At 71.3% G+C, this 15,764-nt stretch carries 18 protein-coding genes, 1 tRNA gene and 1 pseudogene; 10 read left to right on the plus strand and 10 right to left on the minus strand.

Annotation, left to right across the window (positions count from 1 at the left end; translation table 11 throughout):
• The 3 genes from ML5_RS01350 to ML5_RS01360 all read left to right on the plus strand — a co-directional run bounded on the left by ML5_RS01350 (position 1) and on the right by ML5_RS01360 (position 2,653).
• Positions 1-429, plus strand: coding sequence for a helix-turn-helix domain-containing protein (locus ML5_RS01350; protein ID WP_013283488.1), 429 nt, complete (start codon positions 1-3; stop codon positions 427-429).
• Between the two features lie 290 nt (positions 430-719).
• On the plus strand, positions 720-2,192 hold the full coding sequence (locus ML5_RS01355) for an endo-1,4-beta-xylanase (protein ID WP_013473483.1): 1,473 nt from the start codon (positions 720-722) through the stop codon (positions 2,190-2,192).
• A gap of 164 nt (positions 2,193-2,356) precedes the next feature.
• Positions 2,357-2,653 (plus strand): hypothetical protein, encoded by a 297-nt coding sequence (locus ML5_RS01360; RefSeq protein WP_221489540.1) that lies wholly within the window; start codon positions 2,357-2,359, stop codon positions 2,651-2,653.
• Positions 2,654-2,778: 125 nt separating this feature from the next.
• On the opposite strand, the gene ML5_RS01365 is transcribed toward ML5_RS01360, so the two are convergent.
• Both ML5_RS01365 and ML5_RS01370 read right to left on the minus strand, forming a co-directional pair.
• Positions 2,779-3,516: a bifunctional 2-polyprenyl-6-hydroxyphenol methylase/3-demethylubiquinol 3-O-methyltransferase UbiG gene (locus tag ML5_RS01365; protein ID WP_013473485.1), complete on the minus strand. Its 738-nt coding sequence runs from the start codon at positions 3,514-3,516 to the stop codon at positions 2,779-2,781.
• A gap of 135 nt (positions 3,517-3,651) precedes the next feature.
• Complete coding sequence (locus ML5_RS01370; RefSeq protein WP_013473486.1) at positions 3,652-4,155, minus strand: helix-turn-helix domain-containing protein; 504 nt, start codon at positions 4,153-4,155, stop codon at positions 3,652-3,654.
• Between the two features lie 119 nt (positions 4,156-4,274).
• Between ML5_RS01370 and ML5_RS01375 the strand changes: the two genes are divergently transcribed.
• The 3 genes and pseudogenes from ML5_RS01375 to ML5_RS01385 form a co-directional block, all read left to right on the plus strand.
• A complete protein-coding gene (locus tag ML5_RS01375) occupies positions 4,275-4,943 on the plus strand; it encodes a DUF899 domain-containing protein (protein ID WP_013473487.1) in 669 nt (222 codons plus the stop codon).
• The gene (locus ML5_RS01380) at positions 4,940-5,464 is read left to right on the plus strand and encodes a pyridoxamine 5'-phosphate oxidase family protein (RefSeq protein WP_013473488.1); all 525 of its coding nucleotides are present in this window, start codon (positions 4,940-4,942) and stop codon (positions 5,462-5,464) included. Before ML5_RS01375 ends, ML5_RS01380 begins: the two co-directional genes overlap by 4 nt.
• Before the next feature lie 133 nt (positions 5,465-5,597).
• Positions 5,598-5,963, plus strand: a pseudogene (locus tag ML5_RS01385) (tyrosine-type recombinase/integrase); the annotation flags it as partial.
• Between the two features lie 15 nt (positions 5,964-5,978).
• On the opposite strand, the gene ML5_RS01390 reads toward ML5_RS01385, so the two are convergent.
• Positions 5,979-6,350: a hypothetical protein gene (locus ML5_RS01390; RefSeq protein ID WP_013473489.1), complete on the minus strand. Its 372-nt coding sequence runs from the start codon at positions 6,348-6,350 to the stop codon at positions 5,979-5,981.
• A gap of 127 nt (positions 6,351-6,477) precedes the next feature.
• A tRNA-Lys gene (locus ML5_RS01395) sits at positions 6,478-6,549 on the minus strand.
• A 132-nt stretch (positions 6,550-6,681) separates the two neighbouring features.
• On the opposite strand from ML5_RS01395, the gene ML5_RS01400 reads away from it, so the two are divergent.
• Together ML5_RS01400 and ML5_RS01405 are read left to right on the plus strand one after the other, a co-directional pair.
• Positions 6,682-7,836 (plus strand): sensor histidine kinase, encoded by a 1,155-nt coding sequence (locus tag ML5_RS01400; protein WP_041784043.1) that lies wholly within the window; start codon positions 6,682-6,684, stop codon positions 7,834-7,836.
• Complete coding sequence (locus ML5_RS01405) at positions 7,833-8,495, plus strand: response regulator transcription factor (protein ID WP_013473491.1); 663 nt, start codon at positions 7,833-7,835, stop codon at positions 8,493-8,495. Before ML5_RS01400 ends, ML5_RS01405 begins: the two co-directional genes overlap by 4 nt.
• Positions 8,496-8,561: 66 nt before the next feature.
• Here ML5_RS01405 and ML5_RS01410 read toward each other — a convergent pair whose 3' ends face one another.
• Positions 8,562-8,945, minus strand: coding sequence for a DUF6223 family protein (locus ML5_RS01410; RefSeq protein ID WP_013473492.1), 384 nt, complete (start codon positions 8,943-8,945; stop codon positions 8,562-8,564).
• Between the two features lie 183 nt (positions 8,946-9,128).
• On the opposite strand from ML5_RS01410, the gene ML5_RS01415 reads away from it, so the two are divergent.
• On the plus strand, positions 9,129-9,428 hold the full coding sequence (locus tag ML5_RS01415) for a hypothetical protein (protein WP_013473493.1): 300 nt from the start codon (positions 9,129-9,131) through the stop codon (positions 9,426-9,428).
• Between the two features lie 37 nt (positions 9,429-9,465).
• The gene (locus tag ML5_RS01420) at positions 9,466-10,548 is read left to right on the plus strand and encodes an NAD-dependent epimerase/dehydratase family protein (protein ID WP_013473494.1); all 1,083 of its coding nucleotides are present in this window, start codon (positions 9,466-9,468) and stop codon (positions 10,546-10,548) included.
• Positions 10,549-10,943: 395 nt separating this feature from the next.
• On the opposite strand, the gene ML5_RS01425 is transcribed toward ML5_RS01420, so the two are convergent.
• The 5 genes from ML5_RS01425 to ML5_RS01445 all read right to left on the minus strand — a co-directional run bounded on the left by ML5_RS01425 (position 10,944) and on the right by ML5_RS01445 (position 15,718).
• Complete coding sequence (locus ML5_RS01425) at positions 10,944-12,089, minus strand: hypothetical protein (RefSeq protein ID WP_013473495.1); 1,146 nt, start codon at positions 12,087-12,089, stop codon at positions 10,944-10,946.
• A 211-nt stretch (positions 12,090-12,300) separates the two neighbouring features.
• The gene (locus ML5_RS01430) at positions 12,301-13,050 is read right to left on the minus strand and encodes a ZIP family metal transporter (protein WP_013473496.1); all 750 of its coding nucleotides are present in this window, start codon (positions 13,048-13,050) and stop codon (positions 12,301-12,303) included.
• Between the two features lie 39 nt (positions 13,051-13,089).
• Positions 13,090-14,289 (minus strand): enhanced intracellular survival protein Eis, encoded by a 1,200-nt coding sequence (gene eis, locus ML5_RS01435; RefSeq protein WP_013473497.1) that lies wholly within the window; start codon positions 14,287-14,289, stop codon positions 13,090-13,092.
• A 52-nt stretch (positions 14,290-14,341) separates the two neighbouring features.
• Entirely contained in the window at positions 14,342-15,061 is a 720-nt protein-coding gene (locus ML5_RS01440; protein WP_013283512.1) for a PP2C family serine/threonine-protein phosphatase, read from the minus strand.
• Between the two features lie 93 nt (positions 15,062-15,154).
• On the minus strand, positions 15,155-15,718 hold the full coding sequence (locus ML5_RS01445) for a helix-turn-helix domain-containing protein (RefSeq protein ID WP_013283513.1): 564 nt from the start codon (positions 15,716-15,718) through the stop codon (positions 15,155-15,157).
• Between the last annotated feature and the right edge of the window lie 46 nt (positions 15,719-15,764).

A 15,764-nucleotide genomic window follows, 5' to 3' on the forward strand; every position in this document is an offset into this window, starting at 1 on the left:
ATGCCGACGCAGACGGCGGCGGAGAAGCGGGCGCAGGCGCGTGAGGAGTACGACGCGTTCCTCGCCGGCTGCCCGAGCCGGCAACTCCTGGACCGGATCTCCGACAAGTGGGTGGCGCTGATCCTGGCCGCGCTCGGCCGCGACGGCCCGGACCGCAACGCGGAGCCGCAGGTCATGCGCTACTCCGAGCTGTCCCGTCGGCTGGCCGGGGTCAGCCAGAAGATGCTCACCCAGACGTTGCGGTCCCTGGAACGCGACGGCCTGGTCACCCGCACCGTGACGCCGAGCGTGCCGGTCACAGTCACCTACGAGCTGACCGACCTCGGTCAGTCGCTGCACCGGCTGATGTACGGCATGAAGCTGTGGGCCGAGGCGCACATGGACGAGGTGCACGCCAACCGCGAGCGGTACGACGCCGCCGATCGCTGAGCGGCCGGGCCGGGATTCTCCGAAACTTTCGGTCCGCGTCCCGGTTCTCGTTGCGCTTCGCTCTCATAGCCATGCATGGACTCCCGCGCTGATCAGCCGGTTGAGTCCATGTTCGCGTTGACATCGACATTGACCGATCGTGCCGTCGCGGATATCTTCCCAGGGAAGTTACCGGTACATCTTCGAAAAGTTTCAGGGCAGTGACGCGGGGAGTGAGCGCACCGCCGGCTCTCATCCGCGTCCAGCCGGGCATCGCCAGCGCATCATCGTCCGATATGCAGAGGAGTGTCATGAAACATCTACCGAGGCGCAGTCACCGGGTGGTGCTGGCCGCCGTCACCAGCGCGCTGGCACTGGCCGGTGCCGCGCTCGTGGTGCCCAGCCTGGCCCAGGCGGCGGCGAGCACGCTCGGCGCCGCCGCGGCACAGTCGGGCCGGTACTTCGGCACCGCCATCGCGGCGAGCCGGCTCGGCGACTCCACCTACAGCACCATCGCGGCCCGTGAGTTCAACATGATCACGGCCGAGAACGAGATGAAGCCGGACGCGCTCCAGCCCAACCAGGGCCAGTTCAACTTCTCCTCCGGCGACCAGATCTACAACTGGGCGACTCAGCGTGGCCTCCAGGTCCGCGGCCACACGCTGGCGTGGCACGCCCAGCAGCCGGCCTGGATGCAGCGCCTGAGCGGCAGTTCGCTGCGCACCGCCATGATCAACCACATCAACGGCGTGATGGCCCACTACCGGGGCAAGCTCGCCGCGTGGGACGTGGTGAACGAGGCGTTCAACGAGGACGGCAGCCGCCGTCAGTCGAACCTTCAGGGCACCGGTAACGACTGGATCGAGGTGGCGTTCCGTACCGCTCGGGCGGCGGATCCGTCGGTGAAGCTCTGCTACAACGACTACAACATCGAGAACTGGTCGTACGGCAAGACGCAGGGCGTCTACAACATGATCCGGGACTTCAAGTCCCGCGGTGTGCCGATCGACTGCGTCGGGTTGCAGACCCACTTCACCGGCGGCAGCTCGCTGCCGGGCAACTTCCAGACCACGCTGTCGAACTTCGCCGCGCTCGGCGTCGACGTGGCGCTGACCGAGGTCGACGTCACCAACTCGTCGACCAGCCAGTACGCGGGTCTGACGCAGGCGTGTCTGAACGTGCCGCGCTGCATCGGCATCACGGTGTGGGGCGTGCGCGACAGCGACTCGTGGCGTTCCAACGAGAACCCGCTGCTGTTCGACGGCGGCGGCAACAAGAAGGCCGCGTACACCTCGGTCCTCAACGTCCTCAACGCCGCGACGCCCAACCCCACGCCGACCGGGACCGCGTCGCCGACCGCCGGGCCGACCGGCGGGCCGACCACGCCGCCGCCGACCAACGGCGCGAGCCGGATCGTCGGCAACCAGTCCGGCCGGTGCATCGACGTACCCAACTCTTCGCAGAGCAACGGCACCCGGGTACAGCTCTACGACTGCCACGGCCTGACCAACCAGCGGTGGACGTACACCTCCAGCCGGCAACTGACCGTGTACGGCTCGATGTGCCTGGACGCCGCCGGTTCCGGCAACGGCTCGGCCGTCCAGATCTACAGCTGCAACGGGCAGACGAACCAGCAGTGGAACGTCAACTCCAACGGCACCATCACCGGAGTCCAGTCCGGCCGCTGCCTCGACGTCTGGGGCACCGGCAACGGCCAGCAGGTGCAGATCTACGACTGCAACGGCCAGGCCAACCAGCGGTTCCAGCTCGTCGCGACGAGCTGACCCACATCCGGAAGGCGCGCGACGGACGGGCCCGATGTGAACGCGAACACCGGGCCCGTCCGTCGCGTCTCTGCGATCGCGACCCGAGTCCACGCAGGATGAGAACTAGGCTGGATCGAATTGTGTGGGACAGCCGGCGCGCGGGGGGAGCGGAGACGGCAATGATGATCGTGATCTTCGACGCCGACCGGGAGTGGTACATCCAGGGCCGCGTCTACGCGGACATCGTCAGGGCGGTGCCCGCCGGGATGCTTCAGGACGACGACCTGGACATGTATCTGTGGCCCGCCCGGTCGATGAGCCTGCTGAGGCTGCCGCGCCTGGAACCGGACCGAGCCGAGCGAATTGCCGCCGCGCTCACCGAGGGTGTGGCCCGCTGCCTACGGACGATCGACCCGAGCGACACCGAGCTCGTCGAGTTCTACGAAGGTCTGCTGGATGTCGCCGCTCGGCACGGCTGATCCGTACCTGTCAGGGGACGAGCAACTCGGTGCGGTACTCGGCCGCCAGCGCGCGCGAGGCCCTTCGTCACGGATGGGGCAGGTGCGCGGCGTCCGGCCGTACCCCTGTGGTTTCGGTGGGACCGTCATGCCGGTCGGCGGGCGACCACCGCCAGGGCCATGCCGAAGAACCTCAACGGCGATCGCTCGACCGTGTCGGTCACCGGCCGGATACGACGCCCGAAGTGGGACCGGTCGAACGGCGGCATGATGTAGTCCACCGCTACCCGCTCCAGCCCGGCCCGCCGGAGCTGCGCGGACAAGCCACGGGCGGTGAAGCAACGGGCATCGGCCAGCCGCCGGTGCAGCGGCACGATCCACGGCAGGAACGGACCCCGCGCTGGCCGGTAACGCTTACCGCGGATCAGGAACCCGTGCGTCTCGAACGGAAACCACCGGTTGGGCGTCGTCAGCGCGAAGCAGCCGCCGGGCACGAGCACGCGACGGACCTGCCGCAGGGCGGCATCGAGGTCGTCGATGTGCTCCACCACCTCGATGGCGGTGACCAGGTCGAAGCTCTCGTCCGGGTAGTCCAGCTCGGTAGCCGACAACTCCCGCACGTTGATCTTCTGGGCCGCCGCCGGATCGCCGGCCAGCCGCTCCCGGAACAGCTCCAGCCGATCCTGCTGGATGTCCACGGCCTCGATCTGCTCGAACGCGCCGACCAGCCGCATCGTGTACGTGCCGTCCCCGCAGCCGATCTCCAGTAATCGCCGGCCGGTCAGCGATGTGTGCCGGCTCAATGTGCCCAGCCTCTTCGCCACCCCACGCTCGCCGAACGCGCTGCCGTGCCCCAGTCCCAGGTTGCGACTCGTATTCGCCATAGCCGCTGACCTTAGGCCTAACGAGCGTTTATGTGGGGGCACCGTTTTCGATGCGACGACCGCTGAGGGCGGTCGATGGTCGACCGGGTGACGAAGCTCGGCCGGCTTCCGGCGTGGCCTCGCGGAGACAGGCGCTCATCCGGGCTGCCGGCGTTCGTCTCGGTCGGGTAGTCCATCTTCGTCGCGCGAGTCTGCGCCGGGGCCGGGTAGTAGGTCGATGTCCGTGGCGTGCATGGGTTGTCCGCACGCCGAGCACCGCAGTTCCACCTGGCTGGTCCGGCCGCAGGCGTGGTGGCGGTAGAGCACCGGCGGGCCGGCTTCGCCCGCCGTCCACCGGTCGCCCCACCGCACCATGACCAGGAGCAGATCGCACAGTTCCATGCCCTTGTCGGTGAGCAGGTATTCGTGGCGGACCGGCCGGGTGGAGTACTCACGCCGGGTCAGCACGCCCTGGGTGACCAGCCAGTTCAGGCGCTCGGCGAGCACCTTGCGGGACACGCCGAGGCCCCGCTGGAGTTGCTCGAAGCGGTGTGTGCCGGCGTAGACGTCGCGCAGGATCAGCGGCGACCACGGTTCACCGATGACGTCGAGGGTGCGGGCGATCGAGCACGCCATCGCGCCGAACTGCGTTCGCTGCATGGCCCCACGATACTCATGATGGTTCCTTCAGGGAACGGACTCTGTTAACGTCACATCGGCATCGTTCCTTAAGGGAACGGTCTGACCTGATGCCGCTGACGAGACGGGGAAGAGGCCGCATGAACCATCCACCGATCGTGCCGACCGAGGACTGGCAGACCGCGCTGGACACCCTGCGCAGCCGCGAGAAGATGCTCACCCGCCAGCTCGACGCGCTTGCCGCGGCGCGTCGCCGGCTGCCGATGACGCTGGTCGAGCAGGAGTACGTGTTCGAGGGCCCGGACGGGCCGGTCGGTCTGGCCGACCTGTTCCAGGGCCGCCGCCAGCTCATCGTGTACACCTTCATGTGGCACGGGGCCGATGACATCTGCTCGGGCTGCTCGATGTTCACCGACAACGTCGGCCACCCGGCCCACCTCAACGCCCGCGACGTCACCCTCGCGCTGATCTCCGGTGGCCCACTTGCCGACCTCATGGCGCTACGGCACCGGATGGGCTGGACCCTGCCCTGGTACTCGTCGCTGCACAACAGCTTCAACGCCGACATGGGAGCCGGCGACGGGTTCGCGCTGAACGTCTTCCTCCGCGCCGACGACCGGATCTTTCGTACCTACTCCACCACCGCCCGCGGCGTGGAACGGCTCGGCAGCAACTGGACCTTCCTCGACCTGACGCCGTACGGCCGGCAGGAGACCTGGGAAGACTCACCCGAGGGCTGGCCGCAGACCCAGCCCTACCAGTGGTGGCGGCTGCACGACGAGTACGACGACTCCACGGATCCGTCATGACCGTCAGTACGCCGATCGCCGAGCTGCTCTTCCAGCCGAAGGACGCGACACCGTTCGACACCGACGTGGCAACCATCAAGCCCTGGAGCCAGGCGTTGTCATGCCTCCGATCGGCGCACCGGGGCTGGCTGTCGACGGTGCGGCCGGACGGTCGCCCGCATGCCGCCCCGGTGATGCTGGTACTGGTGGACGGCGCGCCGTGCGTCGCGACCCGCCCGGCCTCCCGCAAGGGCCGGAACCTGGCCCGCAACCCGCACACCGTCCTCACCGTCGGCGGCGAAGACCTCGACCTGGTGGTGGAGGGCAAGGCCCACCAGGTCGCAGGCGATGCCGCGCTGCGCGGGGTGGCCGCCGCCTTCGCCACGAAGTACGGCTGGGCATTCGACATCCGCGACGGTCGAGCCCACGACGAGAGTCTGCCCGGATCACCCCGGTACGCCTTCTACGAGATCTCTCTGGTCCGGGCCTTCGGCTACGGCTCGGACGGACTGACCGCGACCCGCTGGCGGTTCCACCACTGACGGGCCAACCCGCGACCGGTCACTTGGCGTTGACGCTCTCAAGCGGCTCGGCAACGCGCTCGACCGATGACACCCCCTGTGTCAACCTCAGGCAGCGAGCAAATCGTTTTGTCCGGGTTGATTGAGACGTACCGACATCTGCACCGTGGCGCTCGACCGTCGGCGGGCCGCGCAGACCGCCGCCCGGGACACCGCGGGCCCGGCCTGGCAGCTCTCCGAGCTGATCTTCACCACGCGGTATGGCCGGCCGGTCGAGCCACGCAACTTCAACCGCTTCTGGGACCGACGTTGCGGCGCGGCTGGGGTCCGGCGGATCACCGTCCGAGACGCCCGGCGGACCTGCGCCTCGCTCCTGGCCGACCTGGACGTGCACCCTCGGGTGGCTATGCAGATCCTCCGGCACGCGCAGTTCGCCATCACGATGGAGATCTACACGGTGGTGTCCTCGGCGGCCACCCTCGACGTGCTCAAGCGGCTCGGCCGCGCACTCGACCGATGAAAGACGGGCCGCCGATCATTCGGGCTGGCGTGACCAGGACAGGGGCCATGCCTCCAGGCGAAGGACGATCTGCTGGAGGCTTGCCTCAAAAGCCTCGTCGCCAAGACCGCGCTCTCGGCGACGGGACCACAGCTCGCTCAGATCGTCCTCGATGGCCCCTAGCTCCATGAGTCGATCGGCGGATGCAAGAGCGCTCTCAATCAGCTCGTCCCGGCTGCCGGACCTGATGGTCAGCTTGTCGGCGAGTACGGCGAGTGTGCAGCGCGCCTCGGCAGCGATGCCGCGCCCGGCGGCCTCAACGGCCCGCAGGGTTCCCTCCGGGCCTTGGACGATCTCGGTGAACAAGCCGAGTAGCCGTGAGTTGCGCACGAGCGACTCGTCAGCCATCGTCCGCCCCTTCGCTGTGTCGCTCACGCCGCTGCGACCCTGGCCGGTCTACCGCTGTACTTTGCTGCTGTACCGGCCTCGATCACGGCAGAAAACACCCCGGACGGGGCGTTGACCTGCGGGGGAGTGGGCCGCCAGGGACTCGAACCCTGAACCTATGGATTAAAAGTCCACAGCTCTGCCATTGAGCTAGCGGCCCGCACGGCACAGGTTACCCGAAGCCGATCAGCCCGGCGTGCGTCGCGCATCGACCCTCCCGACCACGCCCCGACACCGACACGACGCCGCTTCGGGGCCCTCCGCTGCGTCCGCGGGCCGCTACGCTTCGGCAATGTCGAGCTGGCACTGGGCGCGGACCGCTCTCGTGCCTGCCGTCGCCCTGGTGGCCCTGCTCGGCCTGGTGGTGCAGTCGGAGGGCATCGACACGACCGCCGAGCTGGTGGCGCTGCTCGTCGTCCTGGCCTCGTCCGCTGCGCTCTACCTGCGCCGGCGACACCCGGTGGCCCTGGGGCTGGTGGCGCTGGCCGCTGTCGCCGCGTACGGGGCGCTGCTGCACCGGCCCGGGCCGATCATGCTGGTGTTCGTCGTGGCGCTGTACACGGTCGTCGACGAGGGGTACCTCGCTGTCGCGGTGGGGCTCGGCCTGGCCTCGGTCGTCTCGTTCGCCGTCGCCGACAGCTACACCCGGACCGGCGTCAGCGGGAACGGCGCGACGCTGCTGCACGCCGGGTGGCTCGTCGCGGTCATCGTCGGCGTGACCCGCAACCGGCGGGCCTATCTCGCCGAGGTGCAGGCCCGGGTGCTCGCCGCGGAGCAGCGCAAGGAGGAGGAGGCCCGCCACCGGGCCACCGAGGAGCGGCTACGGATCGCCCGCGAGCTGCACGACCTGCTCGGCCATCACCTGTCGCTGATCAGTGTGCAGGCGAGCGCCGCGTTGCACCGGCCCGACCCGGAACGGTCGGCGGAGGCACTCACCGTGATCAAGCAGACGAGCCGGGAGACGTTGCGCGAGCTGCGGGCGGCGCTGGGCGTGCTCCGGCAGGAGGGTACGACGCCGAACCGGCCCGCGCCCGGTCTCGACCGCCTCGACGAGCTGATCACGGCGGCCGGGCGGCGCGGGATGACTGTGCGTACCGAGGTGACGGAGGCCGGGCCGCTTCCGCCGGAGGTGGATCTGTCCGCGTACCGGATCGTCCAGGAGGCGCTCACCAACGTGAGCCGTCACGCGGGCGCGACCACGGCGGTGGTCCGGGTCGTGCCGGACGGCGACGAGGTGCTGGTGGAGGTGGCGGACGACGGCGCCGGTCCCGCCGGCCCGCCCGGGAACGGCATCCTCGGCATGGGCGAGCGGGCCCGGGCGCTGGGCGGCTCGCTCACCACCGGGCCAGGCCCGGACGGCGGCTTCCTGGTGCGGGCCCGCCTTCCGCTGCGGCCCGCCCCGCTGCCGGTCCCGGCGCCACGCACGGCACAGGGGGAGACGACATGATCCGGTTGCTGCTCGCCGACGACCAGACCTTGGTACGCGCGGGCTTCCGCTCCATCCTCGACGGCGAGGACGGCATCGAGGTGGTCGGCGAGGCCGCCGACGGCACCACTGCGGTACGGCTGACGCGGGAACGACGGCCGGACGTCGTCCTCATGGACATCCGGATGCCGCTGCTGGACGGGCTGGCCGCTACCCGGGAGATCGTCGCCGGCACCGACGCCCGCGTGATCATCCTGACCACGTTCGACCTGGACGACTACGTCTACGGCGCGTTGCGGGCCGGCGCGAGCGGCTTCCTGGTCAAGGACACCGAGCCGGCGGAGCTGATCCACGGCGTACGGGTGGTGGCGCGGGGCGACGCGTTGATCGCCCCGGCCGTCACCCGCCGGCTGATCGCCGAGTTCGCCGCCCGGACCCGGCACCCGGAGCCGGGCCCCCGGCTGAACGCACTCACCGAGCGGGAGCGGGAGGTGCTCGCCCTGGTCGCCGCCGGCCTGTCGAACGACGAGATCGCGGCCCGGCTGGTGCTGAGCCCGGCCACCGCGAAGACGCACGTCAGCCGGATCATGACCAAGACGCGGGTACGGGACCGGGCTCAGCTCGTGGTGCTCGCATACGAGTCGGGGCTCACCGTCCCCGGCTGGCTCACCGCCTCCTGAGCGAGCCGCCGGGACGGAACGAGCGACTCGGGCGGAACGAGCGGCCGGGACAAAGAGGGCGGCCGGTCAGGCGGTGCGACGGGAACGGGCCAGTGCCAGCCCGCCCAGCACCGCCCCGATCAGCCCCAACGCCACACCGGCGACCGCACCGGCACGCCCCTGACCGCTGCCGAGCCCTTCGGTGGTCAGCGCCAGATGCCACGCGCTGAGGACCAGGCTGACCAGTCCGGCCGCAGCAGCCACCAGGGCCTGGACCCGCCCCTCGCCCGGCCCCCGGCGAGAGCGGCTGAGTGCCAGCCCGCCGACGACCACGCTGGCCAGGCCCACCAGGGCGATGACAGTGGCGCCGGCCCGCCCGGAGCCGCCGATGCCCCCGGCGGCGAGCGAGGTGTGCGCGGCCGGGGCGAACTCTCCGACGACAGTGGTGGCGAGCAGGTGACGGATCGACATTCTGGGACTCCCTCGGGTCGCGGCAAGTGGTGACGGCGGCAGCGTATGGACGCGCATCGCCGCCGGTCGTCGCCCCGGAGTCGTCGATCGGGCTACCACCACGGGAGTACGCGCTGCGCCCGCGTACCCCAGGGGTTGTCGCCGCCAGGCGTGAACGGCGGCGGCCGGGGAACCTGGGCGACCATGCGAGTCACGAGCACCGCCGCCGTGGCGGCGTCCCGCGAGGTGCCGGGCGACGACGGCGTACGCCGCCCCGGCGGTGAGGTGCACGCCTGGCTGCCGGGCCGGAACCAGACGCTCTGCGGGCTGCCGCTGAGCCGGACCCGGCTGCGCCGCTTCCCGCACGTGCCGTTCGACTACTCCGGCACCGACGTACTCACCGACGCTGACCCGGAGGGCTGGCTCTGCCCGCGTTGCCTGGCCGCCACCTCGGGTCGCCGCGATCGGGAGAAGGGCTGGGCGCGGACGAACCCCCGTCCGTGAGCGGTTGCTGCCCGGTTCAGCGGGTACCGCACCCGTCATGCGCATCGTGATCGTGGGGGCGACCGGCAACGTGGGGACGGCAGTGCTGCGCCGGCTGCGGCGGGAGGCGGGCACCGAGCTGGTCGGCGTGGCCCGCCGGTTGCCCGGACCGGACGCCGGTGAACCGTACGACGACGTGGAGTGGCACTCCTGCGACATCGGCGCACCGGGTGCCGCCGACCAACTCGTGCGGATCTTCGCCGGGGCGCGGGCGGTCGTGCACCTGGCCTGGCAGATCCAGCCCAGCCACGACCGCCGCACGCTCTACCGGACCAACGTCGGCGGCAGCCGCGCGGTGATCGAGGCCGCCGTCCGGGTCGGCGTTCCGGCCCTGGTGTACGCCTCATCGGTCGGCACCTACGCGCCCGGCCCGAAGAACCAGCCGGTCAGCGAGAACTGGCCGGCGACCGGTGTGGAGACGTCGTCGTACAGCCGGGACAAGGCGGAGGTCGAGGCACTACTCGACGGCGTGCAGCGGGAGCACCCGAAGCTGCGCGTGGTACGGCTGCGGCCGGGACTGATCTTCCAGCGGGAGGCCGGTACGGAGATCAGCCGGTACTTCCTCGGCCCACTGGTGCCGGTGCGCCTGCTGCGGTACGGCCGGATTCCGCTGGTGCCGTCGAACCGGCGACTCCGGATGCAGGCGGTGCACGCCGACGACGTCGCAGACGCGTACGCCCGGGCGGTCGTGGGTGATGCGAGCGGCGCCTTCAACGTGGCGGCCGACCCGGTGCTGACGCCGGAGCTGGTGGCCCGGCACTTCCACGGCTGGACGCTGCCGGTGGCGACGCCGGTGCTGCGTGCCGCGGCGGCGCTGACCTGGCGGGCGCGGCTGCAACCCGTCGACACCGGGTGGGTCGATCTGGCGCTGAACGTGCCGCTGATGTCCAGCCACCGCGCCGAGACCGAACTCGGGTGGAGCCCGAGCATCGACACGGTGACCGCGCTGAAGGAGCTGTTCGCCGGCATGGCCACTCGTGCCGGGACCGGCTCCCCGCCGCTGTCCCCGGACCCGGCGCTTCCGGGGCGGCCCGCAGCCCTGACCAGAGGCCAACTCCCGGGCCACCCCAACCCCTACTGACCCCGCCGTCTCCGCCTGACCCCGCCCGCCCCGCCCCACCTCGCCCTGTTGATCAAGGAGTTTGTGTCCCTCCCAGAGATCAACTAGGACGCAAACTCCTTGATCACCGAGCTGAGAGGGCAGGCGCGAGGTGAGGCGGGCGGGGTGGGCGCCGTCGGGCCGGGAGTTGGCCGGTGATCATGAAGTTGGCGGGGCGACACGCCGACGACGGAACCGTCAACTTCATGATCGACGAGGCGGGGCGAGAGTGGCGTGCGCGAGCCGGGCTGGTCAGGCGGCGATCATGAGGTTGACGGCGCGACACGCCGAGGGGGAGGCCGTCAACTTCATGATCGACGGGGCGGGGCGGGGCGGAACGGGATGGGGTCGGGGTCGGGCAGGAGCGGGCAGGACGGTCAGGAGATCTGGGCGCCCAGGAAGAAGATGCCGGGGTGGCCCTTCGTCTCGAAGCCTCGGCTGGGGTTCCTCCGCAAGGTGCTGCTGTCGATCTTCAGGGTGCCGGTGCGGTTGTTGCTGACGAAGAAGATCGCGCCGCCGCCCTCGTTCGCGCTGTTGTCCTCGATGACAGTGCCGGCGATCCGCACCGCGAACTCGTTGCCGTCGCAGTAGATCGCACCGCCGCTACCGCCACCCGGCGTGCCGCCCCGGGCCGGGTTCGCTCCCGTACCGACCGCACGGTTGTCCCGGAAGACGCTGTTCAACACCGTCCAGGAAACGCCGATACTGCTCAGCGCCCCGCCGTTGGCGCACACCCCGCCGGTGAAGGTGCTGCTCACCACGTACACCGGCTTGTTCTCGAACTGGCTCAGCACCCGCAGCGCGGCGCCTCCGAGGTCGGGGCCGGTGCGGTCACAGCGGTTCCCGACGAACCGTGAGTTGATCACGGTGAACCGCCCGCCGCGCACGAAGATGGCGCCGCCTCCGCCGCCCTCGGTGCGATCGCCCGTGGCGTCGCCGTCGGCGAACGTCAGGTTCTGCACGGTGAGCCGGGGGTGGTCCTGGTTCTGGCAGTGCGAGGTGGTCCAGCCCTGCGCCTCGTCGCACGTGTTCATGTAGAGGATCCGGCGCTTGCCGCCGCCGCTCAGCGTGACAGTGCCGCCGCCGTCCAGTACGACGCGCGGGCCGTGCGAGTTCACCACCTTCGCGGTGGCCTTCATGGTGATGGTGACCGGCGCCGGCCCGCAGTCGAACGTGATGACGCCGCCAGCCGCGACGGCCTTCACCACCGCCTCCGAGGTGCAGCTCGCCGGGGTGCCGCTGCCGACGGTGCGGGTCGGGCGCGAGGTGTCCACCGGACGCGCCTCGGCCGGTACGGCGGCCCGGCCGTTCGGGTTGCCGGCGCGGAACGTGACGGTGGCAGGGCTGGGGCTCGGCCGGGCGCTGCCGAGACCGGCCCGCCCACTCGGGGAGGCCGCCGGGGCGGCTGCCGGACCGGCCGACGAGCCGACGTCGGCAGCGGGCGCGACGGCCGGATCGTCGCCGCAGGCGGGCAGCGTTGCCGTCGTCAGGGCGAGGGCGAGCAGAGTGACAGCCGACTTCACGCGCACCGCCCGATGCTAGGAGGACCGGCCGCCCCGGCACGACTCCACAGCCGATCCTTAACCCGCCGCTAAGCCGCAGCCGCAGCCGCAGCCGGCACCGCAGCCGCAGCCGGCACCGGGAGCCGCAGCCCAAGCCGGAGCCGCAGCCCAAGCCGGCACCTGAGCCTGCGACCGCGCGGCAGCAGGCAGCAGACAGCACCGAGCGGGACGGTCAGGCGTGCGAGAGTGCGAACGCGACCAGGAAACCGAGCACGGTGATCAGCCCGACCAGCAGGTGCGCGTCGGCGAACGCCTCCGGGACCATGGTGTCGGTGATCATCGCCAGGATCGCGCCCGCGGCGAGCGCGGTGATCGTCGCCAGCACCTCGGGGGGCGCGCCGCCGAGCAGCGTGTACCCGGCCAGCGCCGCCGCACCGGAGATCAACGCGATGGCCGTCCACAGCCCGAACACGTAACGCCGGGTGCGTCCGGCCTGCCGCATGCCCGCCGCGCTGGACAGACCTTCCGGCACGTTGCTGAGGAACACCGCGATGACGGTGACCAGGCTGACCGGGCCGCCGGCCAGCAGGCTCGCGCCGATCACCACCGATTCGGGTACGCCGTCGAGCAGCGCGCCGACCGCTATGGCCGTACCCGAGCCGGGCTGTTCCCGCTCGGAGGGCTGCTCGTCGCCGGAGCGCTTGCGGTGCCGCGCGCCGTGCCGGGCCAGCAGCACGTTCGCCGCGGTGTACAGCAGTGCACCGGCCGCGGCGCCGATCGCCACCGGCAGCAGCCCACCTTGCTTGTGCGCCTCGTCGATCAACTCGAACGAGACGGCGGACAGCAGCACGCCCGCCCCGAACGCCATCACCGAGGCGGTCACCCGGCGCGGTACGCGCGCGAAGAACCCGACGGCCGCCCCGATCAGCAGGGCCGACCCGGCGAGCAGGCCCCAGAATCCCGCTTCCAGCCACTCCGGCACGCGCTGGACCCTACCCCGGGGCGTGCGCCGTCAACCGGGTCAGAAGTCGGCGAACAGGTGCGGCAGTTCCCGGGGGAAGAGGCGGCGCAGCTCACCGGCCGCGTCCACCGGCACCTCGCCCAGCCCGCGTACGACCACCTCGGCCGGGTCGAGCACCCCGTACGCCAGGGCGGACAGCCCGGCGGCGGTGAGCCGCGCGGCCGGCACGCTGCCCTCGGCGGCGGTCTGCGCGGGCAGCACCGCGAGCTTGCCCGTGGTGCCGTCGAGCAGGTGGCGACCGGCGAGCCAGCGGTCGCCGACTACCTCGATCAGTACCCGGCCGACCCCGACCGGCTGCTCGGCGAGCGCGTCCAGGCTGAGCAGGCGGGCCATCGGCGCGGTCGGGTCGGGCCGGGCGACCCGCGCCTCCACCTGCACGTCGAGGTCGGTGAGCCACAGCTCGGGCAGTTCGTCGGGGGTCACCTGGACGCTGATCCGGGCCACCTGGTCGACGTGCCGGGCGAAGAACTGGAGCACCGACGCGCGGGCGTACGCGTCGTCGACCAGCAGGTCGTCGGCCAACAGCGTGCCGGCGTGGTCGTCGATGCGGTAGGTGACAGCGCCGACCGTCTCGCCGCCGCGCACCACGCTGACCAGCCAGCGGTCGTCCCGGTCGCGCAGCCCGACCGCCCGGAAGTCCGGGAAGACGGCGAAGCCGTGGCGTTCGCGCAGGCACCGCTCGGTGTACGCGCGCCACCGCGCATACCCCGCGCCGATCCGCTCCCACACCAGCTCGTCCGGCAGGTCGGCGCGCAGCAGCGGCGCCAGGTCCGCCGGGTTGAAGATCGCGGTACGCCGCCGGGGCAGCCCGATGTAGCCGAAGCGCTCGTAGAACGAGGCGCGGAACGGGTGCAGCGCGGTGAGCTGGTGGCCCTCGTCGCGCACGCCGTCGAGGAGCTGCTGCATGAGCGTGCGGACGTGCCCGCGCCGGCGGGCCAGCGGATGGGTGGCCACGCCCGCGACACCGGCCATCGGCAGCACCGCGCCGCGCAGGTTCTGCCGCATCGGTATCGCCGACACGGCCGCCGCGGTGACCCCGTCCTCCTCGGCCACCAGCGTCGTGTTCCCGGCGTTGTACGGCAGGTACGCGCGGAACTGGTCGGTCCGGGTGGCGCCCATCGGCGAGGCCTCGAACGCGTACGCCTGGAGCGGGAAGCTGGTGGTCAGTCGTTCATCGGCGGCCAGCCGGCGAATGTGCATCCGTTCATCCCAACCGCACCCGCCGTGGTCCGCAACCGGAAAGGGCGCCCGCTCACGCCTCGGTGACGTCCGAGATGACCACAGTCACGTTGTCCGGCGCGCCGGCCTGGTGGGCCAGTTTCACCAGTTGTTCGCCGCACTGCTGGCGGTCCCCGTAGGTGGCGAGTGCCGCGGCGATGGCGGCGTCCTCCACGTAGTCGGAGAGGCCGTCGCTGCACAGCAGCAGCCGGTCGCCGGGGAAGACGGTGAGCGCCCCGACGGCGGGCGGCGCGTCCGAGCCCTGCACCGCCCGGGTGACGAGCGAGCGCTGCGGGTGGTGCCGGGCCTGGTCGCGGGAGAGCGCGCCCTGGTCGACGAGCGCCTGGACGAACGTGTCGTCGCGGGTGAGCTGGGTCAGCTCGTGGTCGCGCAGCAGGTAGCAGCGGGAGTCGCCGACCTGGGCCAGGACCAGGGTGTCCCCGGCGAGCAGGGCGGCGGTGAGCGTCGTACCCATGCCGTCGCGGGCCGGGTCCACCGTGATGGCCGCGCGGATGCGCTGGTTCGCGGTGCTGACGACGGCGCGCAGCGCGTCGGCGGCCTCGTCGGCGCCGGTGGGCGGCGTCAGCTCGTCCAGGATCCGGATGACGATCTCGCTGGCCACCTCGCCGGCGGGGAGCCCGCCCATGCCGTCGGCCACCGCCACGAGGCGGTCACCGGCGAGGGCGGAGTCCTCGTTGTTGGTCCGGACGAGGCCGACGTCGTTGAGGATGGCCGAGCGGAGGATGAGCGTCATGACGACAAGCTTGCCAAGAAGAACGGGTCCGCGTCTGCACGCGCTGGCGGGTCTGCTGAAAGAAATGTCATCAGCTTGCATCCTGGGTATGCGTCAACTGTCCGGTGTGGACGGACGAGGATAGCGCAGCAGGAGGCTCGCATGAACCTCCTCCTCGCCCACCGCCGCGTAGGTGTGCGGCACGTCGGAGGTCCACCGCAGGTAGCCCCCGGGACCGGCGGTCAGCGGGGCGTCGGCCGGGCCGGCGCGGAGCACGCCGGAGAAGACCGTCACGTGTTCGGTCACGCCGCTGGAGTGGGCGGGGGAGAGCTGCGCCGGACCCGGGGTGACCCACATCCGGTACAGCTCGTAGGTCGCCTCCCGGTCGCTGAAGACCTCCAGCAGCGTGCCTCCCACCGCGGCCCCGCGCAGGGTCGGCGCCTGGTCGGGCGTGGCGAGCACGGCGGTCAGCGGTACGCCGAGCTGCGCGGTGATCGCGTACAGGGTCTCCAGCCGGGGGTTGCGCACGCCGTTCTCCAGGCCGGAGAGCGTGGCCTTGCCGACGCCCGCGAGGCGGGCCAGCTCGGACAGGGAGATGCCCCGCTCGGTGCGGAGCGAGCGGATGCGCCTGCCGACCTCCCGGGCGCCCCGGTCATCGGCTGGTGCGGCGGCTGTCATGGGGGCTATCGTGCTACACCGTGCCGTTCCGTAAACGGAACGGTCG

The organism is Micromonospora sp. L5 (genome assembly GCF_000177655.2).
In the GTDB taxonomy this organism is placed as follows: domain Bacteria; phylum Actinomycetota; class Actinomycetes; order Mycobacteriales; family Micromonosporaceae; genus Micromonospora; species Micromonospora aurantiaca.